This window comes from Streptomyces sp. NPDC058653 (assembly GCF_042716895.1).
Lineage (GTDB): Bacteria > Actinomycetota > Actinomycetes > Streptomycetales > Streptomycetaceae > Streptomyces.
This window is the reverse complement of the sequence record NZ_JBHXRM010000010.1, coordinates 60,963-76,295: the sequence shown is the minus strand read 5'-3', so window position 1 is coordinate 76,295 and position 15,333 is coordinate 60,963. Positions and strand designations below refer to the sequence as shown.

At 70.7% G+C, this 15,333-nt stretch carries 13 protein-coding genes; 5 read left to right on the top strand and 8 right to left on the bottom strand.

Annotation, left to right across the window (positions count from 1 at the left end):
• The first annotated feature begins 20 nt into the window (after positions 1-20).
• From ACFWU9_RS11515 to ACFWU9_RS11500, 4 genes are all read left to right on the top strand, one after another.
• Positions 21-1,340 (top strand): NAD(P)/FAD-dependent oxidoreductase, encoded by a 1,320-nt coding sequence (locus tag ACFWU9_RS11515; protein WP_384316702.1) that lies wholly within the window; start codon positions 21-23, stop codon positions 1,338-1,340.
• A 4-nt stretch (positions 1,341-1,344) separates the two neighbouring features.
• Complete coding sequence (locus ACFWU9_RS11510; RefSeq protein ID WP_384316700.1) at positions 1,345-1,647, top strand: 4a-hydroxytetrahydrobiopterin dehydratase; 303 nt, start codon at positions 1,345-1,347, stop codon at positions 1,645-1,647.
• 87 nt (positions 1,648-1,734) lie between these two features.
• Positions 1,735-2,697, top strand: coding sequence for an AraC family transcriptional regulator (locus ACFWU9_RS11505; protein WP_384316698.1), 963 nt, complete (start codon positions 1,735-1,737; stop codon positions 2,695-2,697).
• Positions 2,698-2,719: 22 nt separating this feature from the next.
• The gene (locus ACFWU9_RS11500; RefSeq protein ID WP_384316696.1) at positions 2,720-2,881 is read left to right on the top strand and encodes a hypothetical protein; all 162 of its coding nucleotides are present in this window, start codon (positions 2,720-2,722) and stop codon (positions 2,879-2,881) included.
• Positions 2,882-2,906: 25 nt separating this feature from the next.
• Here the strand turns inward: ACFWU9_RS11500 and ACFWU9_RS11495 are convergent, their stop codons facing one another.
• From ACFWU9_RS11495 to ACFWU9_RS11485, 3 genes are all read right to left on the bottom strand, one after another.
• Positions 2,907-3,746, bottom strand: coding sequence for an aldo/keto reductase (locus ACFWU9_RS11495; protein WP_384316694.1), 840 nt, complete (start codon positions 3,744-3,746; stop codon positions 2,907-2,909).
• A gap of 96 nt (positions 3,747-3,842) precedes the next feature.
• Entirely contained in the window at positions 3,843-5,642 is a 1,800-nt protein-coding gene (locus ACFWU9_RS11490; RefSeq protein WP_384316692.1) for an AMP-dependent synthetase/ligase, read from the bottom strand.
• A gap of 342 nt (positions 5,643-5,984) precedes the next feature.
• Complete coding sequence (locus tag ACFWU9_RS11485; protein ID WP_384316898.1) at positions 5,985-6,881, bottom strand: LysR substrate-binding domain-containing protein; 897 nt, start codon at positions 6,879-6,881, stop codon at positions 5,985-5,987.
• Positions 6,882-7,065: 184 nt separating this feature from the next.
• Here ACFWU9_RS11485 and ACFWU9_RS11480 point away from each other — a divergent pair, with 184 nt between their 5' ends.
• Positions 7,066-8,208 (top strand): bile acid:sodium symporter family protein, encoded by a 1,143-nt coding sequence (locus ACFWU9_RS11480; protein WP_384316690.1) that lies wholly within the window; start codon positions 7,066-7,068, stop codon positions 8,206-8,208.
• A 146-nt stretch (positions 8,209-8,354) separates the two neighbouring features.
• Here ACFWU9_RS11480 and fdhD read toward each other — a convergent pair whose 3' ends face one another.
• From fdhD to ACFWU9_RS11455, 5 genes are all read right to left on the bottom strand, one after another.
• Positions 8,355-9,194 carry a formate dehydrogenase accessory sulfurtransferase FdhD gene (gene fdhD / locus ACFWU9_RS11475; protein ID WP_384316688.1) on the bottom strand — a complete coding sequence of 280 codons (840 nt, stop codon included), beginning with the start codon at positions 9,192-9,194 and terminating at the stop codon, positions 8,355-8,357.
• A gap of 56 nt (positions 9,195-9,250) precedes the next feature.
• The gene (locus ACFWU9_RS11470) at positions 9,251-10,108 is read right to left on the bottom strand and encodes a 2Fe-2S iron-sulfur cluster-binding protein (protein WP_384316686.1); all 858 of its coding nucleotides are present in this window, start codon (positions 10,106-10,108) and stop codon (positions 9,251-9,253) included.
• Positions 10,105-12,153, bottom strand: coding sequence for an NAD(P)H-dependent oxidoreductase subunit E (locus tag ACFWU9_RS11465; protein WP_384316684.1), 2,049 nt, complete (start codon positions 12,151-12,153; stop codon positions 10,105-10,107). Before ACFWU9_RS11465 ends, ACFWU9_RS11470 begins: the two co-directional genes overlap by 4 nt.
• Positions 12,154-12,159: 6 nt before the next feature.
• Positions 12,160-14,118: a molybdopterin oxidoreductase family protein gene (locus tag ACFWU9_RS11460; protein WP_384316682.1), complete on the bottom strand. Its 1,959-nt coding sequence runs from the start codon at positions 14,116-14,118 to the stop codon at positions 12,160-12,162.
• A 190-nt stretch (positions 14,119-14,308) separates the two neighbouring features.
• Positions 14,309-15,280, bottom strand: coding sequence for a 2-dehydropantoate 2-reductase (locus ACFWU9_RS11455; protein WP_384316680.1), 972 nt, complete (start codon positions 15,278-15,280; stop codon positions 14,309-14,311).
• Between the last annotated feature and the right edge of the window lie 53 nt (positions 15,281-15,333).

The following is a 15,333-nucleotide window of genomic DNA, read 5'->3' as shown; positions in this document are numbered from 1 at the left end:
GCCACAGTCCGGAGTCGAACGTGAGCCGTCCCCGCATCGTCGTCGTAGGAGCCGGATTCGCCGGTTTCGAGGCCGCCCGTACGCTCTGCCGACGCGTACGGGACCAGGCCGAGGTCGTCCTCCTGAACCCGACCGACTACTTCCTCTACCTGCCGCTCCTGCCGCAGGTGGCCTCCGGAATCCTGGAACCACGCAGGGTGACCGTCTCGCTGCCCTACGCGCTGCCCCGGGTACGCCTCGTACTCGGCGAGGCCGACCACGTCGACCTGGAGAAACGGTCGGTGCGGTACTCGGGCCCCGAGGGCGAGAGCGGCGAGCTGACGTACGACCGGCTCGTCCTCGCCGTCGGCAGCGTCAACAAACTGCTGCCGGTCCCGGGCGTCGCCGAGCACGCGCACGGCTTCCGGGGTCTGCCCGAAGCCCTGTACCTGCGCGACCACGTCACCCGCCAGATAGAACTCGCCGCCGCCGGAGACAGCCCCGAGAACCCGGCGCGCACCACCTTCGTCGTGGTCGGCGCGGGCTACACCGGCACCGAGGTCGCCGCCCAGGGCAAGCTCTTCACCGACGACCTGGTCCGCAAGCAGCCCGGCCGCAAACAGCGGCCCGCCCCCCGGTGGCTGCTCCTCGACATCGCGCCCAGGGTCCTGCCCGAGCTGGACCACCGGCTCTCCGACACCGCCGACCGCGTACTGCGCGGGCGCGGTGTCGACGTGCGCACCGGCACGTCCGTCAAGGAGGCCACCTCCAGGGGTGTCCTGCTGGACGACGGGGAGTTCATCGAGACCCGGACCCTCGTCTGGTGCGTCGGCGTACGGCCCGACCCCCTCGTCGCCGATGTCGGACTGCCGGTCGAACGCGGCAGGCTGGTCGTCGATCCTCGGCTGGCCGTGCCCGGCCACCCGGAGGTCTTCGCGTGCGGTGACGCCGCCGCGGTACCCGATCTGACCAGGCCCGGCGAGTTCACCCCCATGACCGCGCAGCACGCGAGCCGCCAGGGCAAGGTGGCCGGCCGCAACGTGGCCGCCTCCCTCGGCCACGGGGGGTGGGAGACGTACGCGCACCACGACCTCGGATTCGTCGTGGACCTCGGCGGGGTCAAGGCCGCGGCCAACCCCCTGGGGGTGCCGCTCTCCGGACCGGTGGCCGGGGCGGTCACCCGCGGCTACCACCTGGCGGCCATGCCGGGGAACCGGATACGCGTCGCGGCGGACTGGGTGCTCGACGCCGTGCTGCCCCGGCAGGCCGTCCAGCTCGGCCTCGTACGCTCCTACACGGTGCCGCTCGACACCGCGTCCCCCGAACTGGCGAGGGTCCCCGGCGGGCCCCGTAAGGAGTGACCCCATGGCCAAGGAATCACTGTCACCGCAGGAGATAGAAGACCGGCTGGCGGCGCTGCCCGAGTGGTCCTTCGAGGACGGGAGGATCGTCCGGAACTACCAGCTCGTCGACCACTTCGCCGCCACGGCGATGGTCGTGCACGTCGCGCGGATCCAGCAGGAGCTGAACCACCACTCCGATCTCACCCTCGGCTACAACACCGTCGACGTGGCGGTGAACTCGCACGACGTGGGCGGGATCACCGAGCGTGACTTCGATCTGGCCGCCCGGGTCGAGGAGATCGCCCCCACGCACGGTGCGCTGTGAGCCGGTGACGTACCGTACGCCCTGACCGCCCCTCCGGGAGCCGGGGCGCCCGTACCGAGGAGCCGTACGCGCCTCTAATCTGGCGCCATGGACGCACTCGCCGGACTTCTCGACGGACCCCGCGCCCGAGGGGCGTTCCTGCTCCGCATGGTGATGGAACCGCCATGGTCCGTCCGGATCGAGGACCGGGCACCCCTCTGTCTGATGTGTGTCACCCACGGCGAGGCCTGGATCGTCCCCGACACGGACACGCCGCCCGTCCGGGTACGCCCCGGAGGCATCGCGATCGTGCGCGGCCCCGCGCCGTACACCGTCACCGACGCCCCGGACCGAGCGCCGCAGGCGGTCATCGGACCGGGCGGCACCTGTCACACACTGCGCGGTGAGCCGCTCGCGCAGTCCATGCGGCTGGGAGTACGGACCTGGGGAAACGCGCTCGACGGGCCCTCGACCATGCTCGTCGGCACCTACCAGATGGCGGGCGAGGTCAGCCGGCGCCTGCTCGACGCGCTGCCCGACGTGGTCCATCTCCCGGCCGACGCCTGGGACTCCCCGCTGATGCCGTTCCTGGACGACGAGATCTCACGGGACGACCCCGGCCAGAGCGTCGTGCTCGACCGGGTGCTCGACCTGCTGATGATCGCCGCGCTGCGAACCTGGTTCTCCCGGCCGGACGCGGCGGCGCCCCGCTGGTACCGGGCGATGGGCGACCCGGTGGTGGGCCGGGCGCTGCGGCTGCTCCAGAACGAACCCGCCCGTCCCTGGACCGTCGCCTCGCTCGCCGCGAAGTGCGGGGTCTCCCGCGCGGCCCTCGCCCGGAGCTTCACCGCGCTGGTGGGAGAGTCGCCGATGGCGTATCTCGCCGACTGGCGGCTCTCGTTGGCCGCCGACCGGTTGCGGGAGACGGACGCCACGGTCGAGTCGATCGCCCGGCAGGTCGGCTACGGCGGCTCGTTCGCGCTGAGCGCGGCGTTCAAGCGGGTACGGGGCATCAGCCCCCAGGAACACCGCGCGGGAAAACCGGAGTTGGCCACCGGGGGTAATCCCTAGGGCCCTTCGGGTGCCGGCCCGAGTGACGTGCCCCCGGGCCGCGCTGGTGACGGCGGGCACCCTTCAGATGGCGGTCGGCACGGGCTTCGGGCGCGACCACTGGACCGTGCCCCTCGGAATGGTCTGCCTGCTGGCGGGCCTGGCACTGCTCGGCCGTCAACTCGGCGGCGACCAGGCTCCCTGATCCGGCCCGATCCGGACGACGGACCCTAGCTGTCGAAGGTGTCCGGGTTCGAGCCCAGCCGGTTCCCGGAGTCCAGTGCGGCCAGGGCCGCCAGGTCCTCCTGGTCCAGCTCGAACCCGAACGGGTCGAAGTTCTCCTTGATCCGCGACGGTGTCACGGACTTCGGTATCACCACGTTGCCGAGCTGGAGGTGCCAGCGAAGCACGGTCTGCGCGGGGGTCCTGCCGTGCTTCCTGGCGATCGCCACCACCGTCGGCACGTCGAGCAGCCCCTTGCCCGAACCCAGCGGCGACCAGGCCTCCGTCACGATGCCGTGCTCCGCGTTGACCGCGCGCACCTCGGCCTGCTGGAACTGCGGGTGCAGCTCCACCTGGTTGACCGCGGGCACCACCGAGGTCTCGTCCAACAGCCGCCGCAGCTGTGCCGGCTGGAAGTTGGACACCCCCACCGCCCTCGCCCGGCCGCTCTCGGCGATCTCCTCGAACGCCCGCCAGATCGTGAGGTAGTCGTCCCGCGCGGGGCGCGGCCAGTGGATCAGATACAGATCGACGTGGTCGAGACCCAGCCTCGCGAGGGAGCCGTCGAACGCGCGCAGGACCGCGTCGCGCGTCCAGTCCACGTCCTTGGCGTTCCACAGCTTGGTGGTGACGAAGAGCTCGTCGCGGGCGATCCCGGAGGCCCCGATCGCCTTGCCCGTGCCCTCTTCGTTCCCGTAGATCTCCGCCGTGTCGATGCTGCGGTAGCCGACCTCCAGGGCCGTACTCACCGCCCGCGCGGCCTCGTCGTCGGGGACCTGCCAGACACCGAATCCCAATTGGGGCATGTCGAGGCCGTTGTTGAGGGTGAGGGAGGGGGTCTTACTCACGTGCGGCGATCCTTACGTCGTCGGTCGTTCTTCCAGGGCCGCAACCACCGCGGCCTCGCAGGCATTCCCGTTCCCGTGTGCCCCGCCCGCCACCGGTCAGCGGTAGAGCGCGTCCACCTCGACCGTGTACGCCGTCTCGATCGCCTTGCGCTTGAGTTTCAGCGACGGCGTCAGCAACCCGTGCTCCTCGCTGAAGGGATGGGCCAGGATCCGGAACGTACGGATCGACTCGGCCTGCGACACCAGCGTGTTGGCCGCGACCACCGCACGTCTGATCTCCAGCTCCAGATCCGGGTCGCGCACCACCTCGACCGGCTTGAGCGGCGGCCTCCCGCGCATCGCGAGCCAGTGCTCCACCGCCTCCTGGTCGACGGTGACCAGCGCGGCGATGTACGGCCGGTCGTTGCCGACCACGATGCACTGGGCGACCAGCGGATGCGCCCGTACGCGCTCCTCCAGGCCGGCCGGCGAGACGCTCTTGCCGCCCGACGTCACCAGGATCTCCTTCTTCCGCCCGGTGATGGTCAGATAGCCGTCCTCGTCGAGCGCGCCGAGGTCGCCCGTGGCGAGCCAGCCGTCACGCAGGACGGCGTCGGTGGCCTTCGGATCGTTCAGATAGCCGCTGAAGACATGACCGCCGTGCAGCCACACCTCACCGTCCTTGGCGATGTGCACCGTCGTGCCGGGAATGGGCTGGCCGACCGTCCCGTACCGGGTGCGCTCCGGCGGGTTGGCGGTCGCCGCCGCGCTGGACTCCGTCAGGCCGTACCCCTCGAAGACCGTGACACCCGCGCCCTCGAAGAAGAGACCGAGCCGCCGGTCCATCCCCGAACCGCCCGACATCGCGTGCCGCACCCGGCCGCCCATCGCGGCGCGCACCTTGGAGTACACGGCCTTCTCGAAGAACTGGTGCTGGATCCGCAGCCCGGCGGACGGGCCCGGGCCGAGCCCGAACGCCTTGTGCTCCATCGCCTCCGCGTGCTTCACCGCCACGTCCACGGCCTTGTCGAAGGGCCCGGTCTTGCCCTCGCGCTCCGCCTTGCGGCGGGCCGCGTGGAAGATCTTCTCGAAGATGTACGGCACGGCCAGGATGAAGGTCGGCCGGAACGCCGCCAGATCCGGGAGCAGTTCGTTCGCCCGCATCACCGGCTGGTGGCCCAGCTTCACCCGCCCCCGGACCGCGGCGATCTCGACCATCCGCCCGAAGACATGGGCGAGCGGCAGGAAGAGCAGCGTCGTCGCCTCGTCACCGCGCTTGGAGTGGAAGACCGGCTCCCAGCGGGCGATCATCGTGTCCGTCTCGAACATGAAGTTGGCGTGCGTGATCACACAGCCCTTGGGCCTGCCCGTGGTGCCGGAGGTGTAGATCACCGTGGCGGTGGAATCCGGTGTCACCGCCCGGCGGTGCCGGTGGACGACGTCGTCCTCGATCTCGGCGCCCGCGCGGGTCAGTTCGTCGACGGCGCCGGCGTCCAGCTGCCACAGCTTCTTGAGGCGGGGGAGCCGGTCTATCACCGAGCCGATGGTCATCGCGTGGTCCTCGTGCTCGACCATGCAGGCCGACACCCCGGAGTCGTGCAGCATCCAGAGGACCTGCTCGGCCGAGGAGGTCGGGTAGACCGGCACGGACTGGGCGCCGACCGTCCAGAGCGCGAAGTCGAAGAGTGTCCACTCGTACCGGGTACGGGACATGAGCGCGACCCGGTCGCCGAACCGGACGCCGTGCGCCAGCAGTCCCTTCGCCAGGGCCAGCACCTCGTCGCGGAACTCGGCCGACGTCACGTTCCGCCACACGCCGTCGGCGTCCTTGCGGCCGAGCGCGACCCGCCGGGGATCGTCCAGCGCATGATCGAATACGACGTCCGCCAGCCCGCCCGCATGGGGCGCAGACGCCATGGGTCGGACAGTGAACTCGCGCAATGACCTGCTCCTTGTGGCGCTCCGCACGGCGCCGTGACGCTACCCCAAGGCCGAGTCCGGGGGGAGGGGGCGGACACAGGTGGTGCCTCGCGGTATCGCCGCAGGTCAGAGACGGGAAAGCCGCGCCGCGGAGAGGCGGCGGACGCTCTTCTGACCGTAGAGTAAGTGTGCCTTGGGGGAATCTCCACCGAATCTGTACGGGCCGATTACGCCCCCCGCCCCCGACCGGGGCTTGGCCTGTACCAGCGCCTCGGGCCGACCGGTTTTCGTCGGTGGCGAATGTGACGGATGTGACCCGCGTGCCGGAAGGGGCGCTTCTCAGCGCGTGCCGGCCGGCCGGTGGAGCCGGTCGCCGCCCGCCAGGATGGCGTCCGCGAGCGCGTCCGCCGGGCTCCGGTCCGATCCCCCAGGAGCCGCGGCGACATGCCGCCGCCCGTGCAGCAGGACGAAGTCCACCCCGCCCAGCTCCGGAAGCGCCGCGCGCGCCGGTACGGGCACCAGGCCCGGCGGGATCAGGCCCCGGGTGTGCGCCATCACGCCGAGCCCCGCGCGTGCCGCCGCGATCAGTCCGCTCAGACTCGCGCTCGTACAGGCGATGCGCCACGCGCGGCCGTCCGCCTCCAGCACCTCCAGCGCCCGGGCGCGGGTGATACCCGGCGCCGGGAAGAGGATCAGGGGTACCGGACGCTCGGGGTCGATCCGCAGCCGCGGCGCCCCGATCCAGACCAGCGTGGACTGCCAGACCAGTTCCCCGTGCGTGTCGCCGCCCCGGCGCTTGGCCAGCACCAGATCCAGTTCGCCGGCCGCGAGCCGTTCGTGCAGCGTGCCGGAGAGTTCGACGGTCAGCTCCAGATCGACCTCGGGGTGGTCGGTGCGGAAGGACTCCAGGATCTCGGGCAGCCGCGTCAGCACGAAGTCCTCGGAGGCGCCGAAGCGCAGCCTGCCCCGCAGCCGGGTCCCGGAGAAGTACTCGGCCGCCCGCTCGTGGGCGGCGAGGATCGTACGGGCGAAGCCGAGCATGGCCTCGCCGTCCTCGGTCAGCTCCACGCTGTGCGTGTCCCGCGTGAAGAGCTGCCGGTCCCCGGCCGCCGCCTCAAGGCGGCGTACGTGCTGGCTGACCGTCGACTGCCGTACGCCGAGACGCCGCGCGGCCTGCGTGAAGCTCAGCGTCTGGGCCACGGCCAGGAACGTACGGAGCTGAGCGGGGTCGTACATGTCGTACATGCGGCACAGAGTAGCCCGCGGTCATCGCGGACCGTGATGGCAGTCAGAGCCGTATACGGGATTCCCGATCAAGCTCGGGCACTGGATCATGGAGAGCGCGCGATCCGTCCCGGAACAGGGACCAAGATCCCGGCCGTGTACGAGATCCAGAGCACAGCAAGAGCCAGTGGAGCACATGAACCGCCGCCGCACGCCGTCCCCGTCGCCCCCGTCCCCAGGATCTCCCCGGTCCCGGCGGCTGCCGTCCTGGCTGCCCCTCGACCCGTACATCCTCGCTCTCCTCGCCACCGTCGCCCTCGCGGCGCTCCTCCCCGCGTCCGGCACCACGGCGGACGTCGCCGGCGGGGCGTCGACCGGAGCCGTGGCGCTTCTCTTCTTCCTCTACGGCGCCCGACTCTCGACCCGTGAGGCGGTCGACGGCCTCAAGAGCTGGCGGCTCCATCTGACCGTCCTGGCCTGTACGTTCCTGATCTTCCCGGTGCTGGGGCTGGCCGCGCGCGGGCTCGTGCCCCTCGTCCTGACACCCGAGCTCTACAACGGGCTGCTCTTCCTCTGTCTGGTCCCGTCGACGATCCAGTCGTCCATCGCCTTCACGTCCATCGCACGGGGCAATGTGCCGGCGGCGATCTGCGCGGGGTCCTTCTCCAGCATCGCGGGCATCGTGGTGACCCCGCTGCTCGCGGCGCTCCTGCTGGGCGGCGGTGCGACCGGTTTCTCGCCGGACTCGCTGCTGCGGATCGTGGCGCAGCTGCTGCTGCCGTTCGTGGCGGGGCAGTTGCTACGGCGCTGGGTCGGCGGCTTCCTCACCCGCCACCGCGCGCTGCTGGGCCGGGTGGACCGCGGATCGATCCTGCTGGTCGTCTACACGGCCTTCAGCCAGGGCATGGTCGCGGGCATCTGGCACCGGGTGACTCCGGGGCGCCTCGGCGCGCTGTTCGCGGTCGAGGTGGTGCTGCTCGCGGCGATGCTGGCGATCAGCTGGTACGGCTCGCGGCGGCTGGGCTTCGGCAGGGCGGACCGGGTGGCGATCCAGTTCGCCGGCTCGAAGAAGAGCCTCGCGGCCGGGCTTCCGATGGCCAGCGTGCTGTTCGGCGCGCACGCCAGCCTGGCGGTGCTGCCGCTGATGCTGTTCCACATGCTGCAACTGGTGGTGTGCGCGGTGATCGCCAAACACCGCGCGGACCAACATTTGCCGGATGAGCCGCCAGTTGAACCACAAGGCTCTGACCTCCGCCCCAAGTCCGTGGCGAGTGAGCCGAAGGGGCGCGTCGGTGTCGAAAGGGAGAGCGCGCGGAGGCCCCGAGGAACGAGGGGCTGAGCACGGTCGACCGTCGACATCGACTCAGAGCGCCCCGGAGGCGAACCGAGCCCCCCAAAAAAATGGGGGGAGGGACCCGGCCGGCGCAGGGGGCGCTCCCCGCCGGCCGGGTCCTTATCCCGTGTATCCCGTGCAGCGGCAGCGCGTCACACCTCGCTGTGGAGGGCGATGCGGTCGTCGCCGGCATACACGTTCATGGAGGGGCCGCGGAGGAAGCCGACGAGTGTCAGTCCTGTCTCCGCGGCGAGGTCGACGGCGAGTGACGACGGTGCGGAGACCGCCGCCAGGACCGGGATTCCGGCCATCACCGCCTTCTGGGCGAGTTCGAAGGAGGCCCTGCCCGAGACCAGCAGGATCGCCCGTGAGAGCGGCAGCAGACCTTGCTGGAGCGCCCGTCCGACGAGTTTGTCGACCGCGTTGTGGCGGCCGACGTCCTCCCGGATGTCGAGGAGTTCGCCGGTCTCGGAGAAGAGGGCCGCGGCGTGCAGACCCCCGGTCCGGTCGAAGACCTGCTGTGCCGCCCGCAACCGGTCGGGGAGGCCGGAAAGCAGAGCCGGTTCGACCCGGACCGGGGGAGTGTCGGCGATCGGGAAACGCGCCGTGGTGCGTACGGCGTCGAGGCTGGCCTTGCCGCAGAGGCCGCACGACGACGTGGTGTAGACGTTGCGTTCCAGCGTGATGTCCGGCATCGGGACGCCGGGTGCGAGCTGGACGTCCACCACGTTGTACGTGTTCTTGCCGTCGTCGGTCGCTCCGGCGCAGTACACGATCGACCGGACGTCCTCGGCGGAGCCGAGGACGCCCTCACTGACGAGGAATCCGCTCGCGAGCGCGAAGTCGTCGCCGGGGGTGCGCATGGTGATGGCGAGCGGCTTGCCGTTCAGCCGGATCTCCATGGGTTCCTCGGAGACGAGGGTGTCGGGGCGGGTGGTGACGGCACCGTCCCTGATACGGATGGTGCGGCGGCGTTCGGTGACCCGTCCCATGGTGATCCTTCCCGTTGCTCGCTCGGTCGCGCTCCGGCGGTGGGGCCGGGCCCTTTTCAGTGCTGCTGCGCGTGCTGGTAGCCGAACCGGCCCTTGATGCAGAGGTTGCCGTGGGTCACCGGGTTGTCGTGCGGCGAGGTGACCTTGACGATCTCATTGTCCTGTACGTGCAGGGTGAGGTTGCAGCCCACGCCGCAGTACGCGCAGATGGTCGTGGTTTCGGTCTGCGCCTCCTCGTTCCAGGTCCCGGCCTCGCGCATGTCGAATTCGGATTTGAAGCTGAGGGCGCCGGTGGGGCAGACCTCGATGCAGTTGCCGCAGTAGACGCACGCCGACTCGGGGAGCGCCACGGCGTGTTCGGTGGAGATACGGGCGTCGAAGCCGCGGCCGGCGACGGAGATGGCGAAGGTGTTCTGCCACTGCTCGCCGCAGGCGTCCACACACTTGTAGCAGAGGATGCATTTGTCGAGGTCGCGGACGTAGAGATCGTTGTCGATCTTCGGCGTCTCGTTGACCCGGGCGGCGTCGGGCCCGAACCGGTCGGGCTTCGCCTCGTACTCCTTGATCCATTCGGCGGCGCGCGGTGTCGTGGAGAGGTCGGTGGACGAGGCGAGCAGTTCCAGGACGACCTTGCGGCTGGTCCTGGCGCGCTCGGAGTCGGTCTTGACCTCCATGCCCGCCTCCGCCCGGCGTGAGCAGGCGGGGGCGAGTGTACGGGCGCCCTCGACCTCGACGACGCAGACACGGCACGCGTTCTTGGGTGTGAGCGTGTCGCCTTCGCAGAGCGTCGGGATGTCCTTGCCGGCGGCCCGGCAGGCGTCCAGGATCGTGGAGCCCTCGGGGACCCGGGTGGGTTCGCCGTCGAGTGTGAACTCAAGCAGTCGGCGCGGCAGTTGAAGAGGTATGACGGTCACTTGAAAGCCCCCAGACGGTCGATGGCGGACTCGACGGCATTCCACGCGGTCTGTCCGAGACCGCAGATGGAGGCGTCGCGCATGGTCTGACCGACCTCGCGCAGCAGCGCGACGTCGTCGGACGCCTCGGCGCCCGTACGGTCCTTGATGCGGTGCAGCGCTTCTTCCTGGCGGACGGTGCCGACCCGGCAGGGCACGCACTGGCCGCAGGATTCGTCGCGGAAGAACTCGGCGATGCGCAGCAGTGTCCGGGGCAGGCCGACGGTGTCGTCCATGACGAGGATCACGCCGGAGCCGAGGGTGGTGCCGGCGGCCCTGGTTCCCTCGAAGGTGAGCGGGATGTCCCGCTCGTCGGGCCGGACGAATCCGCCGGCCGCGCCGCCGAGCAGGATCGCCTTGATCTCGGTGGGCGTGCCGGCGAGGTCGAGGAGGTCACCGAGGGTGGCGCCGAAGGGCAGTTCGTAGATGCCGGGCCGTTCGACGCTGCCCGAGACGCAGAAGAGCTTGGGGCCGGTGGAGTTGCCGGTGCCGATCGCCGCGTACGCCTCGGCCCCCATGGTCAGGATGGGCAGCACGTTGATGAGTGTCTCGACGTTGTTGGCGGCCGTCGGCTTGCCGAACAGCCCCTTCTCCACCGGGAACGGGGGCTTGGAGCGCGGTTCGCCGCGGAAGCCCTCGATGGAGTTGAAGAGGGCGGTCTCCTCGCCGCAGATGTAGGCGCCGGCGCCCCGGCGGATCTCGATGTCGAAGGCGTAGCCCTGGCCGAGTACGTCGTCACCGAGGAATCCGCGCAGACGCGCCTGGGTGATCGCGTTCTCCAGGCGGTGCAGGGCGCGCGGGTACTCGCCGCGCAGATAGAGGTAGCCGACATGGGCGCCGGTGGCGTATCCGGCGATGGTCATGGCTTCGATGAGGGCGAACGGGTCGCCCTCCATGATCACCCGGTCCTTGAAGGTGCCGGGCTCCGACTCGTCGGCGTTGCAGACGAGGTAGTGCGGCCGGGCGGGCTGTGACGCGGTGGCCTGCCACTTGCGTCCGGTGGGGAAGGCCGCGCCGCCCCGCCCGAGCAGGCCGGAGTCGGTGACCTCGCGGATCACTCCGGCGGGGCCGATGTCGAACGCGGTCCGCAGGGCGTGGTAGCCGCCGTGCGCCCGGTAGTCGTCGATGCTGTACGGGTCGACGACGCCGATCCGCTGGAGCAGCATCAGCCCCTCCTGCCCGGCCTGCGGTACGGCCAGGGCGGCGGAGGGCTCCTCGGGGGCGTCCTCCGGTGCCGTCGCGGCCTCGATCAGCGAGTCGACCGTGGCGGGACCGATGACGGCGAACGCCTGCCGCCGTGGGGCGGGTTCGGCGGACGATCCGTTGGTGTGCGCCCGCAGGGGTGTGACCACCGCCCCGTTCGGGGCGAGGTCGGCCCGGATGGGGGTGACGTCGGCGCCGCCGCCGTCGGCCCCGTCGCCCGGCTCGTCCGGGCGGCCCGCCGGCGCCGAGGCGCCGACGGTCCTGAGCCGGGGGTCCCGCTGCGCGGGCACGGTGTCGGGCGGGGTGCCCGCCTGCAACACCAGTGCCGCCGGGGCCCGTTCGCACAGGCCCAGACACGGGCTCGGCTGCCAGACGACACCGTCGGCCGCCGAGCCCGCCGCGCCTATCCGCTCCTCCAGGTCCGCGCAGAGCTTTGCGGAGCCGTTGCCCGCGCACGCCAGGTCGGTGCAGACGTGCAGCACCTTGGCGGGGCGGGGCTTGACCGCGAACATCGCGTAGAACGTGGCCACGCCGTACGCCTCCGCCGGCGGCACGGTGAGCCGTCGGCAGAGGTAGGCGAGGGCGCCTTCGCTGATCCAGCCCACGCGGTCGTTGACGGCGTGCAACCCCGGCAACAGCAGGTCGCGCCGTTCGCGTGCCTCGCGACCACCGCGGGCCCAGCGCAGATCCGTGTCCGACCGGTCTTCCGCGCCTTCCCACGCCGACGTCGCGGGGCCGAGCAGCGAGTCGACCGCCGCCCGCTCCTCGTCCGTCGGTTTGCTGTCACCGAAGTGCAGGTCCACTGAGTCTCAGCTCCTCGCTGCTGTCGCGGACATCTCTGTCACGCTCGCGGGCAACTTCTCGATCCGGATGGCCGACGCCTTGAACTCGGCGGTGCCGGCGATCGGGCAGTTCGCCTCGATCGTCAGCTGGTTGGTGTCCACCTCGTCCGGGAAATGCATGGTCATGAAAGCCAGCCCGGGACGGAGCCCCGGGTCGATCCACACCGGTGCCTGCACCGTGCCGCGCCGTGAGGAGATCCGGACCTCCTCGCCGACGTGGACGCCGTATGCCTCCGCGTCCTCCGGGCACAGTTCCAGATACTCGCCTCGGCGCATCGGGGAGGCGAAACTCCCGCTCTGCACACCGGTGTTGTACGAGTCGAGCCGGCGCCCGGTGGTGAGCCTGATCGGGTACTGCTCGTCCGTCAGATCCACCGGCGGGTCGTGCTTGACGATGCCGAACGGGGCGAGCCTGCCGCGCTTGGCCGGGTCCGAGTCCCACAACCTGCTGTGCAGATAGGTGGGTTCGAGCTTCTCGGTGTCGGGGCACGGCCACTGGATGCCGTGGTGCTCGACCAGCCGGTCGTACGTCATCCCGTAGTGGTCGGGCGACAGCTCGCGCAGCTCGTTCCAGACGGTCTCGGAGTCCGCGAACTTCCACGGGTGCCCGAGCCGGCCGGCCAGGTCGCAGATGATGTCGATGTCCTCGCGTGCCTCGCCCGGCGGTTCGATCGCCTTGCGGACGCGCTGGACCCGGCGCTCGCTGTTGGTGGTGGTGCCCTCGGTCTCGCACCACGCGGCCGTGGCGGGCAGGATCACGTCCGCCAGCTCGGCCGTCTTGGTGAGGAAGATGTCCTGCACCACCAGGAAGTCGAGCGCCTTCAGCCGGTCCATGGCCTGCTCGCTGTCGGCCTCGGACTGGGCGGGGTTCTCGCCGATGCAGTAGACGGCCTTGAGGTCGCCGGTCTCCATCGCTTCGAACATGTCGGTCAGATTGAGGCCGTAGTGGGGCTGGATCACGGTGTCCCAGGCGGTCTCGAACTTCTGCCGGATCTCCGGTTCGAGGATGTCCTGGAAGCCCGGCAGCCGGTTGGGGATGGCCCCCATGTCGCCGCCGCCCTGCACGTTGTTCTGCCCGCGCAGGGGCTGGACCCCGGAGCCGTACCGGCCGACGTGCCCGGTGAGCAGCGAGAGGTTGATCAGCGCCCGGACGTTGTCGGTGCCGTTGTGGTGCTCGGTGATGCCGAGGGTCCAGCAGAGCTGGGCCCGCTCGGCGCGGGCGTAGGCGTGGGCGAGGTCGCGGATCGCCGCGGCGGGTACGCCCGTCACCTTCTCGGCGACGCCGAGCGTCCACGGCTCGACCTCGGCCGCGTACTCCTCGAAGCCGGTGGTGGCCTGCTCGACGAAGGCCTTGTTGTACAGGCCCGCGTGGATGATCTCGCGGCCCACGGCGTGCGCCAGCGGGATGTCCGTGCCGACGTTGAGCCCCATCCAGCTCTCGGCCCACTCGGCCGTGGAGGTGCGGCGGGGGTCGACGGCGTACATCCGGGCGCCGTTCCTGATGCCCTTGAGTACGTGCTGGAAGAAGATCGGGTGCGCGAAGCGGGCGTTGGAGCCCCACATCACGATCAGGTCCGTGTGCTCGACCTCCTCGTAGGAGGAGGTGCCGCCGCCGGAGCCGAAGGCCGCGGAGAGGCCGGCGACGCTCGGCGCGTGACACGTGCGGTTGCAGGAGTCGACGTTGTTGGTGCCCATCACCACGCGCGCGAACTTCTGCGCGACGTAGTTCATCTCGTTCGTGGCCCGGGCGCACGAGAACATGCCGAACGCGCCGCGCGCGGCGCCCAGCCCGGCGGCTGCCCGGTCCAGTGCTTCGTCCCAGGTCGCCCGCCTGAACGGGCCGCCCTTCTCGTCCCGTACCAGCGGGTGTTCGAGCCTGGCGTAGGTCTTCGGCGTGCGATCCCGCCTTCTTGCGCTGCTTTTCACGCTGCGCTCCCTCATGAGTTCATGGCCTGTGGCCGCGCCATTGCATACAGTATCCCGATGGCCGTGGTGAAGCGGAAGTCTTGCGTACGGGTTTTGTGTGGGAGCGGTCCCGCTCCCGAGTGCCGGACAGGCGGGGCCTGTCCGGCACTCGGACGGCAGGCGCCCCCGGGCGGTGGACCCGTGGCCGGGGCTAGGCGGCCACGCCCCGCGCCAGCAGGTCCGAGATGGCGTCGACCGTGCGGAGCGTCGGCACCTCCACGTCGCACATCGCGGCGAGTTCGACGACCGCCGCGAGCAGCACGTCCAGCTCCATCGGCTTCCCCTTCTCCAGGTCCTGGAGCGTGGAGGTCCGGTGGTCCCCGACCCGTTCCGCGCCGGCCAGCCGGCGTTCGACGGAGATGTCGGGGTGGCAGCCGAGTGCCTCGGCGACCCTGAGCGTCTCGGTCATCATCAGCTCGATGACCTCGCGTGTGCTGCGGTGCAGGCACATCTCCCGCATCGTGGCGCGGGTCAGCGCGCTGATCGGGTTGAAGGAGATGTTGCCGAGGAGTTTGATCCAGATCTCGTCGCGGAGTTCGGCCTCGACCGGGCATTTGAGCCCGCCCGCCCGCATGGCCTCACTGAACTCCTTGGTGCGCGGCGAGAGCGACCGGTCCGGCTCCCCGATGGAGAACCGGGTGCCCTCCAGGTGCCGTACGACTCCGGGCCCTTCCAGCTCCGTCGCCGCGTAGACCACACAGCCGATGGCGCGCTCCGGCGGCAGGACCGCGCTGACCGAGCCGCCGGGGTCGACGCTCTCGATACGGCGGCCGTCGTGCGGGCCGCCGTGCTGGTGGAAGTACCACCAGGGAATACCGTTCTGCGCGGCGATGACCGACGTGTGGTCCTGGAGCAGAGGCGCGATGAGCGGCCCGCACGCCGCGTACGAATTCGCCTTGAGGCCCAGGAACACATGGTCGACCGGCCCGATGTCGGCCGGGTCATCGGTGGCGTGCACCTGCGCGGCCCAGTCGCCGCGCGGGCTGAACACCCGTACTCCGTGCTGCCTCATGGCCGCCAGGTGCGGTCCACGGGCGATGAGATGGACTTCGGCGCCTGCGCGATCCAGCGCGGCTCCGACATAGGCGCCGATCGCACCGGCGCCGACGACTGCGACTTTCACCGTGGGGCTCTCCGTTCGCTTTGAGGGTGTTGAGAGAAGCGCGGGAATCAGCG

Excerpts from the sequence above, each read along its gene's own strand:
- ACFWU9_RS11510 (WP_384316700.1), top strand. The coding sequence starts at position 1,345 with ATGGCCAAGGAATCACTGTCACCGCAGGAGATAGAAGACCGGCTGGCG.
- ACFWU9_RS11505 (WP_384316698.1), top strand. The coding sequence starts at position 1,735 with ATGGACGCACTCGCCGGACTTCTCGACGGACCCCGCGCCCGAGGGGCG.
- ACFWU9_RS11490 (WP_384316692.1), bottom strand. The coding sequence starts at position 5,642 with ATGGCGTCTGCGCCCCATGCGGGCGGGCTGGCGGACGTCGTATTCGAT.
- ACFWU9_RS11485 (WP_384316898.1), bottom strand. The coding sequence starts at position 6,881 with ATGTACGACCCCGCTCAGCTCCGTACGTTCCTGGCCGTGGCCCAGACG.
- ACFWU9_RS11480 (WP_384316690.1), top strand. The coding sequence starts at position 7,066 with ATGAACCGCCGCCGCACGCCGTCCCCGTCGCCCCCGTCCCCAGGATCT.
- fdhD (WP_384316688.1), bottom strand. The coding sequence starts at position 9,194 with ATGGGACGGGTCACCGAACGCCGCCGCACCATCCGTATCAGGGACGGT.